The 24,018-nt window shown below is 36.6% G+C and carries 23 protein-coding genes and 2 other annotated features; of the genes, 21 read left to right on the top strand and 2 right to left on the bottom strand.

Annotated features, from left to right (window positions below):
- Positions 1 to 8 precede the first annotated feature (8 nt).
- A complete protein-coding gene (ytvI, locus tag KHA97_RS07770) occupies positions 9 to 1,133 on the bottom strand; it encodes a sporulation integral membrane protein YtvI (RefSeq protein WP_213124116.1) in 1,125 nt (374 codons plus the stop codon).
- 273 nt (positions 1,134 to 1,406) lie between these two features.
- Here ytvI and citZ point away from each other — a divergent pair, with 273 nt between their 5' ends.
- The 16 genes from citZ (at position 1,407) to thrS (ending at position 20,199) form a co-directional block, all read left to right on the top strand.
- Positions 1,407 to 2,525 (top strand): citrate synthase, encoded by a 1,119-nt coding sequence (gene citZ, locus KHA97_RS07765; RefSeq protein ID WP_213124115.1) that lies wholly within the window; start codon positions 1,407 to 1,409, stop codon positions 2,523 to 2,525.
- A gap of 68 nt (positions 2,526 to 2,593) precedes the next feature.
- Positions 2,594 to 3,865 (top strand): NADP-dependent isocitrate dehydrogenase, encoded by a 1,272-nt coding sequence (gene icd, locus KHA97_RS07760; protein ID WP_213124114.1) that lies wholly within the window; start codon positions 2,594 to 2,596, stop codon positions 3,863 to 3,865.
- A gap of 232 nt (positions 3,866 to 4,097) precedes the next feature.
- Positions 4,098 to 5,036 (top strand): malate dehydrogenase, encoded by a 939-nt coding sequence (mdh, locus tag KHA97_RS07755; RefSeq protein WP_213124113.1) that lies wholly within the window; start codon positions 4,098 to 4,100, stop codon positions 5,034 to 5,036.
- A 289-nt stretch (positions 5,037 to 5,325) separates the two neighbouring features.
- Positions 5,326 to 5,787: a MaoC/PaaZ C-terminal domain-containing protein gene (locus KHA97_RS07750; protein WP_213124112.1), complete on the top strand. Its 462-nt coding sequence runs from the start codon at positions 5,326 to 5,328 to the stop codon at positions 5,785 to 5,787.
- 211 nt (positions 5,788 to 5,998) lie between these two features.
- A complete protein-coding gene (locus tag KHA97_RS07745; RefSeq protein ID WP_213124111.1) occupies positions 5,999 to 6,430 on the top strand; it encodes a hypothetical protein in 432 nt (143 codons plus the stop codon).
- Positions 6,431 to 6,820: 390 nt separating this feature from the next.
- A complete protein-coding gene (gene hflK, locus KHA97_RS07740; protein ID WP_213124110.1) occupies positions 6,821 to 7,771 on the top strand; it encodes an FtsH protease activity modulator HflK in 951 nt (316 codons plus the stop codon).
- Complete coding sequence (gene hflC / locus KHA97_RS07735) at positions 7,771 to 8,703, top strand: protease modulator HflC (protein ID WP_213124109.1); 933 nt, start codon at positions 7,771 to 7,773, stop codon at positions 8,701 to 8,703. Before hflK ends, hflC begins: the two co-directional genes overlap by 1 nt.
- 291 nt (positions 8,704 to 8,994) lie before the next feature.
- On the top strand, positions 8,995 to 11,625 hold the full coding sequence (gene polA / locus KHA97_RS07730) for a DNA polymerase I (RefSeq protein WP_213124108.1): 2,631 nt from the start codon (positions 8,995 to 8,997) through the stop codon (positions 11,623 to 11,625).
- A 33-nt stretch (positions 11,626 to 11,658) separates the two neighbouring features.
- Positions 11,659 to 12,489, top strand: a complete 831-nt coding sequence (gene mutM, locus KHA97_RS07725) for a DNA-formamidopyrimidine glycosylase (RefSeq protein WP_213124107.1) — start codon at positions 11,659 to 11,661, stop codon at positions 12,487 to 12,489.
- 77 nt (positions 12,490 to 12,566) lie between these two features.
- Positions 12,567 to 13,199, top strand: coding sequence for a sporulation membrane protein YtaF (gene ytaF, locus KHA97_RS07720; protein WP_213124106.1), 633 nt, complete (start codon positions 12,567 to 12,569; stop codon positions 13,197 to 13,199).
- Positions 13,200 to 13,211: 12 nt separating this feature from the next.
- Positions 13,212 to 13,814, top strand: coding sequence for a dephospho-CoA kinase (coaE, locus tag KHA97_RS07715; RefSeq protein ID WP_213124105.1), 603 nt, complete (start codon positions 13,212 to 13,214; stop codon positions 13,812 to 13,814).
- Between the two features lie 295 nt (positions 13,815 to 14,109).
- Entirely contained in the window at positions 14,110 to 14,565 is a 456-nt protein-coding gene (nrdR, locus tag KHA97_RS07710; RefSeq protein WP_213124104.1) for a transcriptional regulator NrdR, read from the top strand.
- Positions 14,566 to 14,581: 16 nt separating this feature from the next.
- Positions 14,582 to 15,997 (top strand): replication initiation and membrane attachment family protein, encoded by a 1,416-nt coding sequence (locus KHA97_RS07705; RefSeq protein WP_213124103.1) that lies wholly within the window; start codon positions 14,582 to 14,584, stop codon positions 15,995 to 15,997.
- Positions 15,984 to 16,922: a primosomal protein DnaI gene (gene dnaI, locus KHA97_RS07700; protein WP_213124102.1), complete on the top strand. Its 939-nt coding sequence runs from the start codon at positions 15,984 to 15,986 to the stop codon at positions 16,920 to 16,922. Before KHA97_RS07705 ends, dnaI begins: the two co-directional genes overlap by 14 nt.
- Before the next feature lie 119 nt (positions 16,923 to 17,041).
- The gene (locus KHA97_RS07695; RefSeq protein ID WP_233713417.1) at positions 17,042 to 17,866 is read left to right on the top strand and encodes a putative sporulation protein YtxC; all 825 of its coding nucleotides are present in this window, start codon (positions 17,042 to 17,044) and stop codon (positions 17,864 to 17,866) included.
- A 44-nt stretch (positions 17,867 to 17,910) separates the two neighbouring features.
- Positions 17,911 to 18,147, top strand: a binding site (T-box leader).
- A 123-nt stretch (positions 18,148 to 18,270) separates the two neighbouring features.
- The gene (gene thrS, locus KHA97_RS07690) at positions 18,271 to 20,199 is read left to right on the top strand and encodes a threonine--tRNA ligase (RefSeq protein ID WP_213124100.1); all 1,929 of its coding nucleotides are present in this window, start codon (positions 18,271 to 18,273) and stop codon (positions 20,197 to 20,199) included.
- A gap of 211 nt (positions 20,200 to 20,410) precedes the next feature.
- Here thrS and KHA97_RS07685 read toward each other — a convergent pair whose 3' ends face one another.
- Entirely contained in the window at positions 20,411 to 20,953 is a 543-nt protein-coding gene (locus KHA97_RS07685) for a YusW family protein (RefSeq protein WP_213124099.1), read from the bottom strand.
- 186 nt (positions 20,954 to 21,139) lie between these two features.
- Positions 21,140 to 21,281 (top strand) — a sequence feature (ribosomal protein L20 leader region).
- A gap of 77 nt (positions 21,282 to 21,358) precedes the next feature.
- On the opposite strand from KHA97_RS07685, the gene infC reads away from it, so the two are divergent.
- The 5 genes from infC (at position 21,359) to KHA97_RS07660 (ending at position 23,881) form a co-directional block, all read left to right on the top strand.
- Complete coding sequence (infC, locus tag KHA97_RS07680; protein ID WP_233713331.1) at positions 21,359 to 21,862, top strand: translation initiation factor IF-3; 504 nt, start codon at positions 21,359 to 21,361, stop codon at positions 21,860 to 21,862.
- 21 nt (positions 21,863 to 21,883) lie between these two features.
- Positions 21,884 to 22,084: a 50S ribosomal protein L35 gene (rpmI, locus tag KHA97_RS07675; protein WP_213124098.1), complete on the top strand. Its 201-nt coding sequence runs from the start codon at positions 21,884 to 21,886 to the stop codon at positions 22,082 to 22,084.
- 23 nt (positions 22,085 to 22,107) lie between these two features.
- Complete coding sequence (gene rplT, locus KHA97_RS07670; RefSeq protein WP_213124097.1) at positions 22,108 to 22,461, top strand: 50S ribosomal protein L20; 354 nt, start codon at positions 22,108 to 22,110, stop codon at positions 22,459 to 22,461.
- Between the two features lie 508 nt (positions 22,462 to 22,969).
- A complete protein-coding gene (locus tag KHA97_RS07665; protein ID WP_213124096.1) occupies positions 22,970 to 23,242 on the top strand; it encodes a DUF1294 domain-containing protein in 273 nt (90 codons plus the stop codon).
- Between the two features lie 48 nt (positions 23,243 to 23,290).
- Positions 23,291 to 23,881, top strand: coding sequence for a TVP38/TMEM64 family protein (locus tag KHA97_RS07660; protein ID WP_213124095.1), 591 nt, complete (start codon positions 23,291 to 23,293; stop codon positions 23,879 to 23,881).
- Positions 23,882 to 24,018 lie beyond the last annotated feature (137 nt).

The following is a 24,018-nucleotide window of genomic DNA, read 5'->3' as shown; positions in this document are numbered from 1 at the left end:
GCTCTTTATTACTTTATAATTGGAGGCGTTCCGATAATATAATTCCAAATATCCTTAAAGACATTTGCTTTATGGAGAGTTGTGATTAAAACGAGTGTTACTGGACCCAAAATAAGTCCCAAAAATCCAATTAGCTTAAACCCTACAAATAAGGCAACAAGGGTAGCCAATGGGTTCATTCCAATGTTAGAGGAAAGAATTTTTGGTTCCATCACTTGTCTTTGAACGACGACTACTGTGTAAAGGATGCCAAGTCCGAGTGCCAATCCATAGTTTCCTGTGAAAATTTCATAGATGATCCAAGGGATAAAAACAGTTCCTGTTCCTAAATAAGGGAGTAGGTCTACAATTCCTGTTATAAGGGCAATGGTGATAGCATAATCCACACGTAAAATTAATAGACCAATCAATACAATAACAAGAGTTATCGAAATTAATGTCAATTGTGCCTTTACAAATCCGGCTAATGCTTTTTTTAAGTCTGTAAAAACTGTTTTACCGCTTGATTTTGCTTTTTCTGGAATAAAACGACTAGACCAATTCGTAAGTTTTTCCCAATCCTTACTAATAAAAAAGGTTGCTAATAGAGAAAATACAAGTACAGTCGCTGCATTTGGAATCCAAGATACGAGTGCAGGAAGCTTTAAAAAGAAATTTTGCAAAAACACCGTTGCACTTTCCGTAATTTTATTCCCTGTATTTTTTATACTGTCCATTATCGTTTCTTGCTGTCCGCTATCCAGTCCTTTAAACATACTGGCAATATTATTGTAAAAAGGAATGATTTGACCGGCAAAAAAATCTTCAAAGTAATTTATCAGAGTCTTTACATGTTCTGGTACGACTGTAGAAAAATAAGTAGCCCCCGACACGATTTCAGCAATTAATAATGTAATGAGACCAGTAAATATCGCAATTAATAGGAATAATGAAGTTAGAACAGCCAACACTCTTGGAAATTTCCATCTTTTCTCTAAAAAATGAACGGCGGGATTAATCATCATAGCAATTACAATCGCTATGATAAAGGGATAAGTCACTTTTGAAATATAATAAAGTAAGATCAGGGAAATAGTTATAATCCCTACAACAAATAAAAAACGTATTATTTTATCGAAAGTTTCACGCTTCACACAGCCACCTCACATCATATGGTCTTGTAAAACTATTAATTATTATATCATTTTTCTTAGTCGAATGACTAAAGGTAAGAAGCGTTTTCATTTCCAAACGATATAGATTTGGTTATAATGACTAGGGAAGAAGAATACATAAAATGAATTTATAGACAAGATACATGAATTGTCTATAATAGAATATGTATGCATCCACACGATCTTTTTATTAAGATTTTATGAACAGGATTCATTTTGTTAGTAAAGTAAGATAAAGGAGAGATTATTTTTATGACGGCAACACGCGGTTTAGAAGGTATAGTGGCAACGACGTCTTCTATTAGTTCTATCATAGACGACACACTTACATATGTTGGCTATAATATCGATGATTTAGCTGAAAAAGCAAGTTTTGAAGAAATCATTTACTTACTATGGCATTTAGAATTGCCAAATAGTGAACAACTTCAGGAACTTAAGCAACAATTAGCGGATAATATGGAGCTTCCTCAAGAAATTATTGATAGTTTCAATACGTATCCAATTAATAAGGTTCATCCAATGGCTGCCCTTCGAACAGCTGTTTCCGCACTTGGCCTTTACGATGAAGAAGCAGATGTTATGGATAAAGAAGCAAATTTCAGAAAAGCTGTTCGTCTACAAGCAAAAATGCCTACGATCGTAGCAGCGTTTTCGAGAGTTAGAAAAGGGCTGACTCCGATTGCTCCACGTAAAGACCTCAGCTTTGCAGAAAACTTCCTGTATATGCTAAAAGGAAAAGAGCCGGAACCAATCGAAGTAGAGGCTTTCAATAAAGCATTAGTTTTACATGCTGATCATGAATTAAATGCATCAACATTTACTGCGCGCGTATGTGTGGCTACTCTTTCAGATATGTATTCAGGCGTAACAGCTGCTATTGGTGCTTTAAAAGGTCCTCTTCATGGCGGCGCAAATGAGCAAGTTATGAAAATGTTGACTGAAATTGGCAGCCCAGAAAACGCAGAAAAATACGTTCTTGACAAGCTAAGTAAAAAAGAAAAAATTATGGGCTTCGGCCATCGTGTATACCGTAAAGGTGATCCACGTGCGAAACATTTGCAAGAAATGTCAAAGAAACTTACAGAAATTACAGGTGAGCCAGAATGGTACGAAATTTCTGCTAAGGTCCATGAAGTGTTTACATCGCAAAAGCCATTGCCGCCTAATGTAGATTTCTATTCTGCTTCTGTCTATCATAGCTTAGGGATTGACCATGATTTATTTACACCAATCTTTGCTGTATCACGTGTATCCGGATGGATCGCACATATTCTTGAACAATACGAGAATAACCGCTTAATCCGCCCTCGTGCTGAATATACAGGCCCAGGCTTAAGAAAATATGTACCAGTCGATGAGAGAAATTGACTTATATAGAAAATAGTCAGTTTTTCTGATAATATTAGTAGTTGAGATTGTAACTGGAGGGAAAATTTATGTCACAAGGTGAAAAAATTACTGTAGAAAATGGTGTTTTACATACACCTAATAACCCAATCATCCCTTTTATTGAAGGAGATGGGATCGGTCCTGACATTTGGGCTGCAGCTCAAAGAGTAATGGATGCAGCAGTTGAAAAAGCTTATGCAGGCGAAAAGAAAATCGAATGGAAAGAAGTGTATGCAGGAGAGAAAGCCTTCAATAAATTTGGCGAATGGCTTCCTGAAGAAACACTTAATACAATCCGTGAATATTTTATTGCGATTAAAGGACCTCTTACAACACCAATCGGCGGTGGAATCCGTTCGTTGAACGTAGCCCTTCGTCAAGAGCTTGATTTATTTGTATGCTTACGTCCAGTTCGTTACTTCCAAGGTGTTCCTTCACCTATTAAGCGTCCTGAAGATACAGACATGGTTATCTTCCGTGAAAATACAGAAGATATCTATGCAGGTATTGAGTATAAAGAAGGCTCTGAAGAAGTTAAAAAAGTAATCAAATTCCTTCAAGAAGAAATGGGAGTTAACAAAATTCGTTTCCCTGAAACTTCAGGTATCGGTATTAAGCCAGTATCTAAAGAAGGTACAGAGCGTTTAGTACGTGCTGCTATTAATTATGCTATTAAAGAAGGCCGCAAATCCGTAACTCTTGTTCATAAAGGAAACATTATGAAATTTACGGAAGGTGCTTTTAAGAACTGGGGATATGAACTTGCCGAGAAAGAATTCGGCGATAAAGTATTCACTTGGGATCAATATGACAGAATTAAAGAAGAGCAAGGAACAGATGCTGCTAATAAAGCACAAGCTGATGCAGAAGCTGCAGGAAAAATTATCATTAAAGACTCTATCGCTGATATTTTCTTACAACAAATTTTAACTCGTCCGAAAGAGTTTGATGTAGTAGCTACAATGAACTTGAACGGCGACTATATTTCCGACGCACTTGCTGCTCAAGTCGGCGGAATCGGTATTGCTCCAGGAGCAAATATCAACTATGAAACAGGACATGCTATTTTTGAAGCAACTCATGGTACAGCTCCAAAATACGCAGGACTTGATAAAGTAAATCCATCTTCAGTACTTCTTTCCGGTGTACTTATGCTTGAGCACCTTGGATGGAATGAAGCGGCTAACTTAATTATTAAATCAGTTGAAAAAACAATCGAATCAAAAGTTGTTACTTACGACTTTGCACGCCTAATGGAAGGTGCAACAGAGGTTAAAACTTCTGAGTTCGCTACAGCATTGATCGAAAATATGGGCTGATTGGCAAAAGCGACCTTCTAATCAAAGTTCGAACTATAAGGCTAAGACTTGCAATAGAGAAGACACGATGACCAGTAGGTGAATCGACGTTAACTTATCGCAGGAGAGTCTTATTGTTCACCGATCTAAAGGCGCTGGAGCTAGACGAAAAACAGGAAACGAGCGCATACCGTAATATCGGTTGCGCTCGCTTTTCTACATTATCATATTTTTAGAAAGAAGGGACTTTCTCATGACAATGAAACGTAAAAAGATTTCGGTAATTGGCGGCGGTTTTACTGGAGCGACCACTGCATTTTTACTTGCACAAAAGGAACTTGGCGACGTTGTTTTAGTAGATATCCCACAAATGGAAAATCCGACTAAAGGAAAAGCGCTTGACATGCTTGAGGCCGGACCAGTCCAAGGTTTTGATGCTAACATTACAGGTACTTCTAATTATGAAGATACGAAAGATTCCGATGTTGTTGTCATCACAGCTGGAATAGCCCGTAAACCTGGTATGAGCCGTGACGATTTGGTGCAAACAAATCAAAAAGTGATGAAAAGTGTTACGAAAGATATCGTGAAGCATTCACCGAACTGCTATATCATCGTTCTTACAAATCCTGTAGATGCTATGACATATACGGTATTCAAAGAATCTGGTTTTCCTAAAAATCGTGTAATTGGTCAATCCGGAGTTCTTGATACTGCACGTTTCCGTACGTTCGTTGCTCAGGAACTAAATCTATCTGTAAAAGATATAACAGGATTTGTTTTAGGAGGACATGGAGACGACATGGTTCCTCTTGTCCGTTATTCTTACGCTGGTGGAATACCACTAGAAAAACTAATCCCGAAGGAACGCCTTGAGATAATCGTGGAAAGAACTAGAAAAGGCGGCGGAGAAATTGTCAATCTATTGGGTAACGGCAGTGCGTATTATGCTCCAGCTGCTTCTTTAGTAGAAATGGTGGAAGCGATTGTAAAAGATCAACGCCGTGTCCTTCCATCCATTGCTTATCTTGAAGGTGAATATGGTTTTGACGGTATCTATCTAGGAGTGCCAACAATCCTTGGAAAAGATGGCATCGAAAAAATCATCGAACTTGATCTGACGGAAGTTGAAAAAGTAGCTTTAGAAAAATCGGCAAATTCGGTTCGTGAAGTGATGAAAGTACTTGCATAGTTATTTTGATAGCTGTTTCCGAAATGATCGTTATTTTGGACAGCTTTTTTACTTCAATTGAGGTGAATTTCATGATATTATAATGCCAAACCAATTGAAAACGGTTAACTAAATGCAGGAATTTAATAAATGTTGAGAGAGTAAAAAATCTTTACATATAAGGAATCTTAACTTTGGCTGTATTTAGTTAAGCCTCCGGCGGATGCTTCAGATTTTTATCGAGCGAGCACGATAAAAATCTAGGCTCGAATTCAGCCAAGGCGTCATTTATTAAGGATGAGGTGATGTGTTGTTATTGGGTAAAAAACGTAAGCTTGGCAGAAGGCTTGAAGAAATATCGACCGGGGAGAAATTAACGCTGACTGAGAAAATTGAGGATAAGGACTTGTTGCTTTTTTTAGGTTTGACAAATGATGCGAACCCACTGTACATTCAACACGATTATGCTTCGCAGACACAATACAAAAAGCCAATTGTACCATCCATTATGTTAACGGGCATTATTACTTCCGCAATATCAAAATACATGCCTGGGCCAGGCTCACATATTTTAAAACAGGAAATTGAATTTGTAAAACCTGTTTACCACTATGACACTATCCAATTTTTATTTGAAGTCGTAAAAATCAATCGTGATCGACGTTTTGTCACCATTCAAGTTCAAGTAACGGATGATCAGGAAGAAACGGTCATTAATGGCACTCTTGATGTTTGCCCTCCACAGCATATTGAATCAGTTGAAGAGGATTAGAAAATTACAATAAGGATAATGATCATGATCTAGGTTCAATTGAATCTAGATCTATTTTATTGAATTTATAATGAAATTTTTTGGTGAATCATTTGAAGGCGAATCGAGTGACAGTTGTTTTTTTGGAGCATTCCCTCTCTTAATGTGGGATCAGGAGAGAACGGCTGTCCTTTTTTGATTTATTTCTCGATTAATTATGAATCGGGACAGAATGCTAGTCATATTTCGAATTGAGTCTCAATTGGACGTGAATCGGGACAGAATGCATGTCATATTTCGAATTGAGTCTCGAATGGTCGTGAATTGGGACAGAATGCATGTCATATTTCGAATTGAGTCTCGATTGATCGCGAATTGGGACAGAATGCATGTCATATTTCGAATTGAGTCTCGATTGATCGCGAATCGGGACAGAATGCATGTCATTTTTCAAATTGAGTCTCGATTGGACGTGAATCGGGTCAGAATGCTAGTCATACTTCGAATTGAGTCTCGATTGGTCGTGAATCGAGACAGAATGCTAGTCATATTACGAATAGAGTCTCGATTGGTCGCGAATTGGGACAGAATGCTAGTCATAATTCAAATTGAGTCTGCGATTGGACGTGAATCTGGACAGAATGCTAGTCATATTTCGAATTGAGTCTCGATTGATCGCGAATTAGTACATAACGCATTTCCTTATTCGAATTAAGTCTCCATTTATAGTGAATGTAGAAGATTCTTTAGTGTTCAAACTGGTTCCATTGAAAACCTATTACTTTTTTGAATTCAAGTTAGCCTTATGCAAATGGAACATCATTGGAAATGTACTATATCCAGTGAGAGCTTGAGAAGCATCTAGGAACCTGATAACGATATTGAGTCAAGACGGGACACCAGTTTTTTCGCTCAAATTACATATCCCGTTTAAATTATCCTCTAACTTGGAAATCACCTTTACCGTATTGTTACAATTATTATTTTTTTATGAAACTAATTATCTTCTTAGACGTATACATTACTGAGTGAATAGTAGAAAGGATAGTGAAACATGAGTTTAAAGAGAGTATATACAGTTACAGGGCTTGTCATCGCAGTTATTGTACTTTCTATCGTTGTATTTACATCTTGGTATACGGTTGATGAATCCGATCAGGCTGTAATTATGACTTTTGGAAGAGCGGATGAGACGGTTACTGAATCAGGCCTTCATTTTAAATTACCATGGCCTATACAAAACGTGAAAAAATTAGCACGTGAAACGCTGAAGCTGGACTTTGGATTTAAGGATGAAAATGGTAAGTCGAATGAAACCAAAATGATTACTGGTGACGAAAACATTGTTTTAGCAGATTTAGTAGTACAATGGAAAATCACCGATCCGAAAAAATACTTATTTAATTCTGAAAAGCCACAGGAAATTTTATATGACGCGACTTCGGCTTCTCTAAGAAGCATAATCGGAAGTTCTAAGATTGATGATGCACTAACATCAGGAAAAGCGGAAATTGAGGCAGAAGTTCGAGATTTGTTATCCACTTTACTTGAAAAATATGATATTGGTATTTCCATCCTAGCCGTGAACTTAAAAGACGTTGAACTTCCAAACCAAGAAGTTCGCAGTGCTTTTACAGCGGTTACGGATGCGCGCGAAACGATGAATACGAAGATGAACGAAGCTAAGAAATATGAAAATAAGCGTATGAATGAAGCAGAGGGTGAGAAAGCAGCCATCATGTCCAAAGCTGAGGGAGAGAAGGCAGCAAGAATTGAATTAGCCCGCGGGGATGTAGCTATTTTTAATAAGTTGTATGAACAATACAAGACAAACCCTGAAATTACTCGTGAACGTCTGACACTTGAAACGCTTGAACAAGTTTTACCTGGTGCAGAAATTTATATTATGAACGATGATGGAAATACATTAAAATACTTCCCAATTCGACCATTGGAAAAGGAACAGGCAAAAACATCCGATGAAGAGGGAGGGAAAAAAGAGTAATGGATAAAAAAGTAGTTGACTTAGAATCTAGAAAAAGTGCAGATATTCAGTGGAGGAAACATGTAAAAACAGGAATGTTTTTCTTAATACTGATTGTTCTATTTATGTTACTCATGGCAAGTACTTTTATTGTAAAAGAAGGCGAGTACAAGGTCATACGTCAGTTTGGAGAGGTAGTGTCAATCAAAAGTGAGCCAGGGCTTGCGTTTAAAGTACCATTTATCCAAAGTGTCTCCTCATTACCAAAATATCAAATGACGTATAATGTATCTCAAGCTGAAATTAATACAAAAGATAAGAAGCGTATGATCATTGACAATTATGCTATTTGGAAGATTGATAATCCGAGACAAATGATTTCTAATGCTAGAACAGTTGCAAACGCAGAATCTCGGATGGAAGAGTTTATCTACTCTGTTGTTCGTGCGGAGCTTGGTCAATTAAACTACGATGAAATTATTAATGATGAAAAATCCTCTCGAGGCAGCTTAAATGATAGAGTAACAGAAAAAGTGAATGAATTATTAACAAGGGATCAATATGGAATTACTGTTACCGATGTTCGTACGAAGCGTACAGACCTTCCTGAGGAAAATGAAAACTCCGTTTATACAAGAATGATTTCAGAACGTGAATCGAAAGCACAGGAATATTTATCAACGGGTGACGCAAAGAAAAACGAGATTACTGCAGAAACGGATAGAAAAGTTCGTGAAATGCTTTCGAAAGCCCAAGCAGATGCCGATGTCATTCGTTCCGAAGGTGAAGGAGAAGCAGCTAAAATATACAATAATTCTTTTTCGAAAGATAAGGAATTTTATAACCTGTACCGTACCCTAGAAACGTACAAGAAAACTATTGGCGAGGAAACGGTTATTGTCATTCCTTCTGATTCACCATATGCTCGTATATTAATGGGTTACACAAAATAATTAGGATACTGCATAGTTAAGCTATGCAGTATTTTTTTTTTATGCAGGTAGGGTGTCAGCCATTAAAGCTTGGTGCAGGCTAGTAAATCGAACAAGCTGGCAAGTATATAAACAAAAACTGCAAAAATTAAATGTTAGGTAGTAATTAAAAATTCGGCTTAATGGAGCTCTTAATATAAATAAATTTGCTGGAAAATTAAAGAACATCTGTTTGTTTTCACATTCCCATCCCTACATGCTAAAATAAATATAGAATAATTATGGACGAGTCCGCTCCCAAGGAGGCTTTTTATGAAGAAAAAATTAATGCTAATCGACGGGAACAGTATTGCATATCGAGCTTTTTTTGCGTTACCGCTTCTCAATAATGACAAAGGGATCCATACGAACGCTGTCTATGGATTTACTACGATGCTGATGAAAGTGCTTGAAGAAGAAAAACCAACTCATATTCTTGTTGCGTTTGACGCAGGGAAAACTACTTTCCGCCATTCCACGTTTAAAGAATACAAAGGCGGACGTCAAAAAACACCGCCTGAACTATCAGAACAGTTCCCATTTTTAAGAGATCTATTGGACGCATATGGTATAAAGCGATATGAGCTTGAAAACTATGAGGCTGATGATATTATTGGAACACTTGCGACCCAAGCGGAGAAAGAAGGCTTTGAGGTTCAAGTTATTTCGGGTGATAAAGACTTAACACAATTAAGTACGGATAGAATTACGGTCAGCATAACTAGAAAAGGTATAACTGATATTGAGAACTATACCCCTGAACATATAAAAGAAAAATATAGTCTTACTGCTGATCAAATTATTGATATGAAAGGCTTAATGGGCGATCAATCTGATAATATTCCTGGCGTTCCGGGTGTTGGTGAGAAAACAGCGATAAAGTTGCTCGTTCAGTTCGACACGCTAGAGAACCTTCTTAATAATATCGATAAAGTGAGTGGCAACAAATTAAAGGAAAAACTTGAAGAATTCAAAGATCAGGCTATCATGAGCAAAGAACTTGCCACTATTACGAAGGAAGCTCCAGTAGAAGTAAAGGTCGATGAGCTTTTATATGAAGGCTATGATCCTTCAAAGCTCACTACAATCTTTAAAGAATTAGGTTTTAATTCGTTGCTTGATAAAATTGATGGTGCAGATGATCATGAAGCCAATGAAGTGAAAGAAATTACGTACGAAACAGTAGAAGAGATTACAGATGATTTATTTGCAAAAGAAAATTCCTTTTACGTTGAGATTTTAGATGATAATTATTTTACAGGTGAAATTATTGGATTTGCGCTTTCTAATGAAAAAGGCAATTTTTATTTACCCGTAGAAAAAGCATTGTCTTCAGATGCATTTAAAAATTGGGCAGAAGATATAGAAAAGAAAAAGCGCGTGTATGATGCAAAACTTTCCATTGTGGCTTTAAGAAGAAAAGGGATTGATTTAAAAGGAATTGATTTTGATTTATTGCTTGCGTCTTACCTACTTAATCCTACTGAATCAACCGAAGATTTTGCAGGTGTTGCAAAGCGCCATCATTTTACGGATGTAAAAACAGATGAAGCCGTCTATGGCAAAGGTGCAAAGAAAAAAGCTGCAGAAGGGGATGTGCTTGCTGAACACCTAGTACGTAAGGCAATTGGCATTGAAGCTTTAACAGAGCCATGTTTAAAAGAACTAGATAAAAATGAACAAACAGACTTATTTTATGATTTGGAACTTCCACTTTCACTTGTGCTTGCAGATATGGAATTTACAGGAGTTAAGGTCGATGTAAGCAGGCTGGAAAATATGAAAATGGAGCTTGCGATAAGATTAGTAGATATTGAGTCGAAAATTTACGAACTTGCAGGCGAAAAATTTAATATAAATTCTCCTAAGCAGTTAGGGGTCATATTATTTGAAAAATTAGGCCTTCCAGTTATTAAGAAAACAAAAACGGGGTTCTCAACCTCTGCTGATGTATTGGAAAAATTAGAGAACGATCACGAAATCATTAGAGAAATTTTAACTTATCGGCAGCTAGGAAAATTACAGTCCACTTATATTGAAGGATTGTTAAAAGTGGTACACAAGGATACAAATAAAGTGCATACACGCTTCAATCAAGTTCTTGCTGCGACTGGAAGATTGAGCTCGATTGATCCTAATTTACAAAATATCCCGATCCGTCTTGAAGAGGGAAGGAAAATTAGACAAGCATTTATTCCTTCTGAGGAAGATTGGGTCATATTTGCGGCAGATTACTCCCAAATTGAACTTAGAGTACTAGCTGAAATAGCCCAAGATGAAAATTTAAAGGCAGCCTTCACGCATAATATGGATATCCATACTAAAACAGCCATGGATGTTTTCCATGTTACAGAAGAAGAAGTGGATAGCAATATGCGCAGACAAGCTAAAGCGGTCAATTTCGGAATTGTATACGGAATTAGTGACTATGGTTTATCGCAAAATCTAGGGATAACAAGAAAAGATGCCGGTAAGTTTATCGAACGTTACTTAGAAAGCTTTCCGGGCGTAAAAAACTATATGGATGACATTATTGTGGAAGCAAGGGAAAAAGGGTATGTATCTACGCTTCTGCATAGAAGAAGATATATCCCTGAAATTACGAGCCGTAATTTTAATTTGCGTAGTTTTGCTGAAAGAACAGCCATGAATACGCCAATCCAAGGAAGCGCCGCTGATATTATTAAAAAAGCGATGATCGATATGGCTGAAAGATTAAAAGCAGAGGGTTTAAAAACTCGTTTATTGCTTCAAGTTCATGACGAATTAATTTTTGAAGCTCCAAAAGATGAAATCGAAACATTAAAACAAATTGTTCCTGATGTTATGGAGAATGCTCTCCCATTATCCGTTCCGCTTAAAGTTGAATATTCTTATGGTTCGACATGGTTTGATGCTAAGTAACAACTAGAATTGTGCTAGAAAAGAGATGATAGAATGCCTGAATTACCTGAAGTAGAAAGAGTAAGAAGATCACTTGTGGAGCTTGTGGCTGGTCAAAAAATTATGGAAGTTGAGGTTGGTTGGCCTAAAATAATAAAAAATCCTGAACAACATGAACAGTTTCAAGATGCATTAAAAGGTCAAACAATCTTGGATGTTGATCGAAAAGGAAAGTTTTTAGTCTTTTTATTAGATGACTATTCACTCATATCCCATTTAAGAATGGAAGGGAATTATAGCCTTCGTAAAACGGAAGATCCAGTTGAAAAACATACCCATGTGATCTTCCGCTTTTCGGGTGGAAAGGAATTAAGGTATCGCGACGTTCGTAAATTCGGAACGATGCATTTATTCCGCAAAGGGTCTGAATGGACTGTTCCTCCATTGTCGAAGTTAGGGCCAGAGCCTTTTTCAGATGAATTTACAATAGAATATTTTAAAGGGAAACTAAAGAATACAGACCGGGTCATCAAAGCTGTCTTATTAGATCAATCGGTCGTTTCTGGATTAGGAAATATTTATGTAGACGAAGTGTTGTTTAGATCCGGTATTCATCCTTTGAGAAAAGCAAAATCTTTAACTGATCGTGAAATATTGTCCCTAAGGGAACAATCCGCAGCCACATTACAGGAATCTATAAATGCAGGTGGAAGCTCTGTCAACACATATATGAATTCTCATGGGCAAAGCGGAACATATCAAAATGAATTGAAAGTGTACGGCAAGAAAGATCAAGAATGTTTCAACTGTGGTACTGCTATACACAAAATAAAAGTAGCGGGAAGAGGTACTCATTTTTGTCCAATTTGCCAATCGCAAAACTGAATGAATAGCTTTTTAACATTCAACTAGCCTTCCTCATATACTGGGTTATCGACTTATGGCGAGGAAGGGGTTTGAAGATGGGCTTTTCGTTTTCACTTATATTACTGGCAATGGCTATTAGTCTTGACAGCTTTAGTACTGGTCTTGCATACGGACTAAGAAAAATGAAGATTCCTCTAAAATCGATCTTGATTATTGCATCATGTACGGCAGTTTCTTTAGGGCTTGCAATGTTTGGCGGCCAGTTGATATTAAATATGCTATCGCCCACGATAGCGAGCCGAATTGGAGGAGCGATATTAATCCTGATCGGTGCTTGGGTCGTGTACCAATTTTTTAAAACAGAAAAAGAATCAGTATTAACACATGAACAAATTGTCCTAAATTGGGAAATAAAATCATTAGGTATTGTCATCAATATTTTAAAAAAACCGACAAGAGCGGATTTTGATGGATCGGGAACAATAACAGGTCTTGAAGCGCTAATACTTGGAACGGCTTTATCATTGGATGCGTTTGGAGCAGGTATCGGTGCTGCAATGATTGGATTTTCTCCTTTACTATTGGCAGGTCTAGCGGCTTTAATGAGTAGCATATTTATTTTAGGAGGATTACAGCTTGGGCGAATTTTTTCCCACTTGAATTGGATGCAGAAATTTGCTTTTATCCCTGGGATTCTGTTAATACTAATAGGAATATTAAAGTTATGAAAGAGGTTGCTTATGACAAAAATGATCGGTCTCACTGGCGGCATTGCGAGTGGAAAAAGCACTGTTTCTAAGATGTTAAAAGAACGAGGCTTTACGATTTTAGATGCTGACATCGCCGCTCGTGTTGTCGTTGAACCCGGCCAAAAAGCATATAAACAGATCATCGAATCATTTGGTAGGGATATTTTAAACAAAGATAAATCTATCAATCGCTCAAAGTTGGGATCGATTATCTTTAATGATGTAGAAAAACGGAAAACTTTAAATAGCATCGTCCATCCAGCTGTAAGAGAATGTTTGAACCTTTGGAAAAACGAAGCAATTGAAAAAGGAAAAAAGACGATTATTTATGACATCCCGCTTTTATATGAGAGCAACCTTACTTATTTAGTAGAAAAAGTGATAGTCGTCTTTGTCGATCCTGACATCCAGCTAAAAAGATTACTTAATCGAAATAATTTATCGAAAGAAGAAGCTTTAGCAAGAATCAGCTCTCAACTTCCTCTTAAAGAAAAAGTGGAGCGCGCAGACGTTGCCGTTGATAATAATGGGACCATGGATGAAACGGAAAGACAAATAAATGAATTGATTAATAACTGGAATCTTGAGCCATAACTAAAATCCTAAAAGGAAACTCTTTTTGGGATTTGATGACATTATAGGTTTTTGGAGTGTAACAAATACACTCCTTTTTAATTATGACAAAAAACGTTATAATATACGAAAAGCATAACCGCCTTAGAGAGGAAGGAAAGCTAGGGCCCAACGTCCTGCTGCTTGCTCAGGCAGCGTTGTCCTGTCGCTTCTCCTGCACTAGTACATCAATGTACGTAAGCCTCATCCTCCCGGCCTTGAGTGGCTAGGCGATGCAGCTAGACAATTTAAAAGCACATTGATCGGAGCTGATATCATGAAATGCCCGTCTTGCCAACATAATGGTACACGAGTAGTCGATTCGAGACCTGCCGATGAAGTGCGGTCAATACGAAGAAGACGAGAGTGTGAGAAATGCTCATATCGCTTTACAACGTTTGAGAGAGTTGAGGAAACACCTCTTATTGTAGTTAAAAAAGAAGGAATTCGTGAGGAATTTAATAGGGATAAGATACTCCGTGGATTAATACGCGCTTGTGAAAAACGTCCTGTTGCGTTAGAACAGCTTGAGAAAATTACTCACGATATTGAAAGAGATTTGAGAAATCTTGGCCAACCTGAAGTGAAATCGGAAATAGTCGGTGAAATGGTTATGGACAAATTGGCTAAAATTGATGAAGTTGCATATGTACGATTTGCCTCTGTGTACCGTCAATTTAAGGATCTCAATGTATTTTTAGATGAATTGAAAGATTTAATTAAAAAAGATTAATGAAAGTGTGTTTACAATGAAGCAGTATTGGAACGAGGTTCAGCCAATAGATGCATTTACTGTTGTCATGAATGGTATTTTACATCACCACGATAAAAAAATTATTGCTTTACTTTATCAGCCTCTTATTGGCCCTATTTGTACTGCATTGTACTATAGCTTAACGTATATGGTCGAAGAGGATAGTAATATATTTGAAGAATGGAATCATTATCATTTAATGAATGCATTAGATCTTAATTTGGAAGAGATTTATCATGCAAGAATGAAGCTTGAAGGAATCGGTTTGTTGAAAACATATACAAAAGCGAAAAATGATAGCCGTTCTTTTATATATGAACTCCAGCCTCCGCTTTCAGCTCAACAATTTTTTTCAGATGGAATGTTAAATATATATTTATTTCAAAAACTGGGACAAACTCATTTCATGAAATTAAAGAAATCTTTCACTAATAAAAGATCGGATATGTCTGATTTTACTGAAGTGACCCGAAGTTTCCAAGATGTATTTACTTCTTTGGGTGCGAATGCTTTAGCAAATAGTGAAGGGCATAAAGCGAGTATTCCAAATAACGGAGAAGAATATTTTCATAGACAAAAACCACAGCCGATTTCAATTGATGGAAGTCATTTTGATTTTGAATTGTTGTTCGTCGGTTTGTCGGAAGTTATGGTACCGAGAAAATTATTCACAACTACCATTAAGGAGGCAATCGCAAAGCTTTCATTTTTATACTCCATCAATGCAGTGGACATGAAAAATATCGTCCTGCAAAGCCTTACTCCTGAACAAAAGATAAGTGTAGATGATCTTCGGAAAAATGCTCGGGATTGGTATCAGATGGAAAATGATGCTCGTTTGCCTCAATTAGTTGATCGAATACAACCAGTTATCCAACGAGAAAATGCGACCAAACTGGACACTAAAGAAGATAAACTTATTTCCTATTTGGAAACTGTTTCCCCGAGACAGCTATTAATAGATCTTTCTGACGGCGGAGAACCTGCAAAATCTGATCTCCAAGCTATTGAAGATATAATGTTTCAGCAAAAGCTTCAGCCTGGTGTTACAAATGTTCTTATTCATTATGTCATGTTAAGAACGGATATGAAGCTTTCAAAAAATTATTTGGAGAAAATTGCTTCTCATTGGTCACGTAAAAAAATAAAAACCGTGAAATCTGCTATGGACTTAGCGAAAAGTGAACATAGGCAATATCAAGAATGGGCGAGCTCTAAGAAAGTTTCCACACAGAAAAGAAACAAACCGATACGAACGGAAATGCTTCCCGACTGGTTTGTTTCCCAAGAAGATTCAGCGCCTAATAAAGTACAAGCCCAGTCTGAAGAAATGGAAGAAAAACGTAGAAGGTTAGAAGCCATTCAAAGAAAATATCAAAAAACTGGAGGTGAAAAAGGTGGAGAGAATTGATGATACAATAAAAAAACTATCGCAATCATCTAGTTTTAGACAACGTTATGATGATATGAAAATAGAAGTTTTACAAAATCCTGAGGTTCTTGCATTTATAGAAGAAAATAGAGATCATCTTACAGATGAGATTATCGAAAATAATATGATGAAGCTCTATGAGTATGCTTCTCAAACGAAAAAATGCATAAATTGCCCCGGTCTAGAAAAGTGCTGCAATCTTATGCCTGGATATGAACCAGAAATCGCAATAGAACGTGGGACAATCGGGTTATACTACCGACCGTGTCCAACTAAAGTGATTCATGATGAACGTAGAAAATCAGAAAGACTGATAAGCAGCATTTATGTTCCAAAAGAAATTCTTCAAGCATCATTTGCCGAATTCTCTTTAAATAGCCCCGGACGAATTGATGCCTTTGAATTCGCCGAGAAATTCGCATCTTCCTATGAACCCGGTAAAGGAATGATGAAAGGATTATATTTACATGGAAGCTTTGGTGTAGGTAAATCTTATTTATTGGGAGCCATTGCCAATCAATTGGCTGAAAAAGAAATTTCAACATTGATAGTGTATGTTCCCGAATTTTTGCGTGAGATGAAGCAATCATTGAGCGACCAGTCCTTAAGTGAAAAGCTGGATGCAGTGAAAAATGCTAAGGTCCTAATGCTTGATGACTTAGGAGCAGAAGCGATGTCCAGCTGGACAAGAGATGAAGTCCTTGGGTCTATTTTGCAATTTAGAATGCACGAGCAGCTCCCTACCTTTTTCTCTTCTAATTTTGATTTTGCTGGTCTTGAGCATCACCTTACTTACTCACAAAGAGGAGAAGAGGAAAAGATGAAAGCCGCTAGAATTATGGAGAGAATCAAATACCTTTCAATCCCAGTTCGAGTGGATGGACCAAATAGAAGACATTTTTAAGCACCTGTATTTATTGCAGGTGTTTTTTTCTTGCTTGGTCATATTATCAGGTCTAGTCCAAGCGCTCTCTCATATATATGTAACAATGCAGGAAAAAAGGGGGAGCAGGCTTGGAATTAATGTTTAAATCCATTCAGGATGCCATACGTTTTAAAGCTTTTTTAACTGCCAATGGCTTGCAGGACTCCTTTACGGAAAGGCAAAGCCAATATATATATTCCTTTCAGTATCTTTTGATAAAAAAAGAGCAGTATATTCATGCTATCCTTCAATTTATTCAAGACGTAAAAAGGAATGAGTGGGTGGACAAAGTATTACGGGAAAAGTATAAATATGACAATGAAGATGAACGTATTGAAATCATAAGTATATTAAATCAAATGTTTTCTGGGGAACGGGTTGAATTAATTTCATTGGTCGGACAAATGGATGAAGAAGAATTTATTCAGGAAGCGGTTATAGATTTACTTGATTATAAGGGTGCCGTTTTATTTGAATCCTTTATGCGATTTCGTTTGAAAAAATATTTTGACCATGTAAGAGAATATTTAAATATCGCAATAGACGAATATAAAATGGAACAAGATTACCAGATGTTTGTAAATATGTTACGGGATTATTTAAAGAAACGCAGCACAAAGCAAAATGTTGTTCATGTATTACTTGATAAACCCATCTTGTTTTTTAACGAAAAACTAAATGAAATGGGAAAGGATGAAATCAAGGACATCATGGATCGCCGTTTACTTTCAAACCACCCGGTATATGTAGATTCTTCTGTAATTGCACCGCTTTTATCAATGGCTCCAATCAAAATCTTTTTATACACGGACGAAGAAGATCAGCCATTAATTAGAACGTTAAAAAATATTTTTGAAGAACGTTTATCCATTTTACCGACTACCCATTTAAATACTTTAATAAAAGCTTTTACAGATACTTGATTTTCATTTTCAAAACGACTATAATAGCGTACATAATCTTACATTTATAAGTTTTGATAAGGACATGGGTATTTTGTTACGGTTTTCAGAGAGGAAAGAATAGCTGCGAACTTTCCAACACGAACTAAATGCTTACCACCTTTGAACTCCAATCATGAATCCGCATAAGCGTGTAGTATTGATTGGCGGAAGATCTCCGTTATGAATAATCCAAAGTTATTATGCTTATTTTGCATGATAAAAATTAGGGTGGAACCACGTGTATAAAACTCGTCCCTTTCCAGGGACGAGTTTTTTATATTGCTTAAATTTATTTGTTAATTTTCGCTCGAGTCTACGAGGAACCAAAATCAACAATAAGTTTTTGCAAATCAATCAAAAAAATGAAAAAGGAGTGTAGTGTCATGTCAGAACAAGTAAAAATTACTTTCCCAGACGGAACAATAAAGGAGTTTTCAAATACTACGACAACCGAAGACATTGCAGCTTCCATTAGTCCGGGCTTACGAAAAAAAGCATTGGCTGGAAAAATAAATGATCAATTCATAGATTTGAAAACACCTATCGGGAAAGATGGTTCGATTGAAATTATCACACCTGAAAGTGATGGAGCCCTAGAAATATTGCGCCATAGTACAGCCCATTTAATGGCCCAAGCGGTCAAAAGATTGTTTCCAGATGTAAAACTAGGAGTAGGTCCTGTTATCGAGAATGGTTTTTATTATGATATGGATCTGGAACATTCCATTACTCCTGAAGATCTTCCTCTCATTGAAAAAGAAATGAAAAAAATCATTAATGAGAACATTGAAGTTGTCCGGAAAGAAGTATCACGCAACGAAGCGAAGCAAATGTTTGCCCATGATGAATATAAGCAGGAATTAATTGATGCGATTCCAGCAGATGAAAAAGTAACAATTTATGAACAAGGTGATTTCGCAGATTTATGTCGTGGTGTTCATGTTCCTTCAACAGGAAAAATCAAAGAGTTTAAACTGTTAAGCATTGCTGGAGCATATTGGCGTGGCGACAGTAATAATAAGATGTTGCAACGTATTTATGGAACAGCGTTTTTCAAAAAAGAAGATCTTGAGCACCATTTAAAAATGTTGGAAGAAGCAAAAGAACGAGATCATCGTAAGCTAGGTAAAGAATTAAGTTTATTTACAAACTCTCAAAAGGTTGGGCAAGGACTGCCGCTTTGGCTTCCTAAAGGTGCAACAATTCGTAGAATTATCGAACGCTATATAGTCGATAAAGAGGTAGCTTTGGGCTATGATCATGTATATACTCCAATAATGGGAAGCGTAGAGCTTTATAAGACAAGTGGCCATTGGGATCATTATCGTGAAGATATGTTCCCAGTCATGGAAATGGATAATGAACAGCTCGTATTGCGTCCAATGAACTGCCCACATCATATGATGGTGTACAAAAATGACATTCATAGTTATCGTGAACTGCCAATCCGAATTGCTGAGTTAGGTACTATGCATCGTTATGAAATGTCAGGTGCTTTATCGGGTCTCCAGCGTGTTCGTGGAATGACATTGAATGATGCTCATATTTTTGTTCGTCCGGACCAAATTAAGGATGAGTTCATCCGTGTCGTTCAGCTTATAAATGAAGTATACAAAGACTTTGAGATTGACGATTATTCATTCCGTCTTTCTTACCGCGATCCAGAGGACAAAGAGAAATATTTTGATGATGATGAAATGTGGAACAAAGCACAAGCGATGCTAAAAGAAGCAATGGATGACCTTGGTGTTGAATATTTTGAAGCAGAAGGAGAAGCTGCTTTCTATGGTCCGAAGCTGGATGTCCAAGTTAAAACAGCTTTAGGCAAGGAGGAGACTCTCTCAACTGTTCAACTTGATTTCCTGCTTCCTGAAAAATTTGACTTAACTTATGTTGGAGAAGACGGGAAACAACATCGACCTGTTGTCATTCACCGCGGGGTTGTCTCCACAATGGAACGTTTCGTAGCCTTTTTAATTGAAGAATATAAAGGTGCGTTTCCAACTTGGCTAGCTCCAGTTCAAGTACAGGTGATTCCAGTTTCTCCAGATGTGCATTTTGACTATGCAAAACAAGTAATGGATCAATTAAAAGCTTCAGGCTTCCGTGTTGAACTTGATAAGCGTGATGAAAAAATTGGCTACAAAATCAGGGAAGCGCAAATGCAAAAGATTCCTTATATGCTTGTTGTCGGGGACAATGAAATTGAAAGCAAGTCTGTAAATGTTAGAAAATACGGAGAGCAAAAATCTGAAACAATTCCTTTTGAGGATTTTATCGAAAAAATAAAAGAAGAAGTAAAGATAAACTAAAGAATTGCTTGTAGAGAAAGATCATTTCTCTACAAGCTTTTTTCGAAAGTATGTAACAATCTTAAGCTTTTTGTAAAAGTACATTAGAAATGGACAATCTTTCGTTATAATTTTTTGAAAAAAAAGTTGTTGGAATTATAATTAATTCCGATCTGGTTGAAGCACTCTTAAATGTAAAAGCCCCTTCTTTATAGAAGGGGGCTTTTACCTATTATTTATTATCTTTTATCTCGATTTTCGATCCATCTTTTAATATATATTCTAAATCGAAAGATTTATAATTGTCGCTAAGATTCAATCGTTGCAGGATATTTTGAATAACGTCTTCTTTTGGAGTATTTGTATTAATGTCTAAGTCTTTTAATTGTGTATATATCAAACTGAATGCTTCCATTCCTTTTAGCTCTCTATCATTAATCCGATCCTTCATCTCAGCTTTATATTCACCATTATCACTTCTTTGTTCATATTCGAAATCAAAGTCTAGGTCATTGTCATATTGAACTTCCAGGTCAAAATTAGTGAAGTTAAGTTCTTTCATTTTTTCTGCAGCATTTTGATCATTGGCTACATTTCCAACAGATTTATTTCCGCTATTGTCTATACTCTTATCATCTGGAGTATTAGCATTTTTTGATGATTCAGTTGGAACTACTTGTTCCTTAGGGTGATTGTCTACAGAAGGATCGTTTGAACAAGCGGCTATACCAAAAACAAGAGTAGCTCCTAGTAAGGTTGTATATACAATTTTCATTCTAATGCCTCCATATAAACGTATTATAAAAAGTTTTTCCTGTTTGGGCCTTTTTAAAACATTTTCTAAAAAATCATTGCTTTATGAAGTTGCTTTTGTTATGATGAAAGACGTTGATTAAATTGATTCATCATTGACTTAAGCATATGTTTGTGTTAAAGTAACTAAGGTGAACTGAATACTCGTTTGTAGAAGAAGGAGCTGCCCGCTTCTCGCCTGATTGACGCTTAAATTTGCTGTTGACAGGTTAATGGTATAATTGTTATTCAATTGTCTATTTGTGCGTGAATACAGTGCGGGTTGCTTATGCCCGCACTTTTTTAATGCTCATTTTGGGCAGCATTTTAGAAACAAACATCGTATTCTTTGAAAATACCTTGGAGGTGGCTAATTATTAGCAAAGATATGTTGGTAAATGAAGGCATTCGTGCCCGTGAACTTCGTCTCGTCGACCATAACGGTGAACAGCTAGGAGTAAAATCCCGCAATGAAGCACTTGAAATCGCTGCCCGTGTAAATCTTGATCTTGTTCTTGTTGCTCCTAATGCAAAACCTCCTGTTGCCCGCATTATGGACTATGGGAAATTCCGTTTCGAACAACAGAAGAAAGATAAAGAAGCACGTAAAAATCAAAAAGTGATCAACGTGAAGGAAGTTCGTTTGAGTCCTACAATTGATGAACATGATTTTAATACGAAGCTTCGTAATGGCCGTAAATTCTTGGAAAAAGGCGATAAAGTAAAAGCATCTATTCGTTTTAGAGGACGTGCGATTACACATAAAGAAATCGGACAACGTGTTTTAAATCGATTTGCTGAAGAATGTAACGATTTAGCGACTGTTGAATCGGTTCCGAAAATGGACGGTAGAAGCATGTTCTTAGTTTTAGCACCAAAAAATGAAAAGTAATGTTTTGAGGAGGAAGACTCTATGCCAAAAATGAAGACACACCGTGGCTCAGCAAAACGCTTCAAAAGAACAGGTTCCGGTAAATTGAAACGTTCACACGCTTATACAAGCCACATGTTCGCAAATAAAACAACAAAACAAAAACGCAAACTACGTAAAGCAGCATTGGTTTCTAAAGGTGATTTCCGCCGTATTCGCCACATGCTAGACAACCTGAAATAAGACTCAATTAGGAGGGAATTATTATGCCACGTGTAAAAGGCGGTACAGTTACCCGCAGACGTCGTAAAAAAGTTTTAAAATTAGCTAAAGGTTATTTTGGTTCAAAACATAGATTATTTAGAGTAGCAAACCAGCAAGTAATGAAATCTTATATGTACGCTTATCGCGATCGCCGCAACAAAAAGCGTGACTTCCGTAAATTATGGATTACACGTATTAACGCTGCAGCTCGCATGAACGGATTATCTTACAGCCGTTTAATGCACGGCTTAAAAGTAGCTGGTATCGAAGTAAATCGCAAAATGCTTGCAGACCTTGCAATTTCTGACCAACAAGCATTTGCAGAATTAGCAAACAAAGCTAAAGCTGCTCTTTAATGCATAAAAAACCATTCTCCATTTGGAGGATGGTTTTTTTGCTTTATGGAAATTATTTAAGGAAGAAAGGTTCGACTTTTAAAATCTGTTGGAATTATTTAAATTACTGAACAATTTTTTTACAAAGTCTAATCGTGGCAAACCTCAAGCATATACACAAATGTGCGGCATATCGGTCTCAATCGCCTCAGAAAGTAAGCATATGTAACAATTATGCAGCGTATCGGTTTCAATCACTGAAGACCTCAAGCAAATGTCACAAACGTGCGGAGTATCGCCTTAATCGCAGAAAATTTCGGCATATATCAAAATTGTGCGGTGTATCAATTTCAATCACTGCAGAACTTAAATCCTTGTCATAATTCTTCCGAGATTTGGTTCCTCTTGTGAATAAAAATTCAAAAAGACACACAATAGCGATATCGTAATCTCTCCCTCATCAAAAAACTGGATGTTCTCTCAAATCACCTGTAAATTAGAGATAGTATAGTTAAAGGGGATTATAGAGATGAGATTTTTATTAATTTGGTATTTTATAATTATCAATGTTTTCGGAATCCAAATCATGAAATCCGATAAAAAAAGATCTATACATAAACAAAGAAGAATTAGTGAAAAAAATCTTTGGTTAGTGGCACTTATTGGAGGAGCACCGGGGACTTATATCGGGATGAAGATGTACCGTCATAAAACAAAACATTTTCAGTTTAAATATGGTTTTCCTATTCTGGCGCTCATAGACTTATTGCTTTATTTTTATCTATTTACCCTTGTGTCATAACAGACGAGCCGGAAAAATAAAATAGAGGTAGGAAAGCAGGTGAGCGTGATGGATAAACAATTACTGATCATGCTAGCATTTATGGAAGGGACAGGAATTCTAGCTCCTTTCATTTTTATCTTTTTTCACGTTCTCAGGCAATTTTTATTCATTCCAGTTGTTCTCCTCTGTATGGCGGGAGGAATCCTCTTTGGGAGTTTCCTCGGGACCGTGTATTCCATGGCAGGATTACTCCTTCTTTCCGCATTATTCTATATTTGTATAAGAAAAATGCCTAAAACGTATGAAAAATTAATGAATATTAAATATAAATGGTTTGGACGCTATAATAAAATGACTGTCGGACAAATTGCTGTCTTGAGACTTATTCCTTTTTTCCATTATCATTTACTTAATTTGTGTTTACTTGAAAGAAGACCAGATTTCCGAGGCTTTATGAAAGGTGCATTCGCGACAAACCTCCCACTTGCCTTTTTTTACACTGTATTTGGTGAATTTATTACACATTTTTCTCCTACAATGGCTGTAATAGTCATAGGTTCTCTTCTTCTACTGTTTTATATTCTTCGAGAAAAAATCGCAATCGTTACTTGGGAAGAATTTTTTAAGCATACAAATCAAGGTAAAAACCCCTGCTAATGAACTGCCCCGTAAATGTTAGACACTAAACTAACATTTACGGGGTGTTTTTATGTCAAAGTATACAATGGAAATAAAATTAGACGCAGTGAAACGTTATTTAAGTGGAGCTGATAGTTATAAAGATATTGCAGAAA

Source organism: Lederbergia citri (genome assembly GCF_018343625.1).
Lineage (GTDB): Bacteria > Bacillota > Bacilli > Bacillales > Bacillaceae_C > Lederbergia > Lederbergia citri.
Note: the sequence above shows the minus strand (reverse complement) of the source record. Positions and strands in the feature narration are given on the sequence as shown.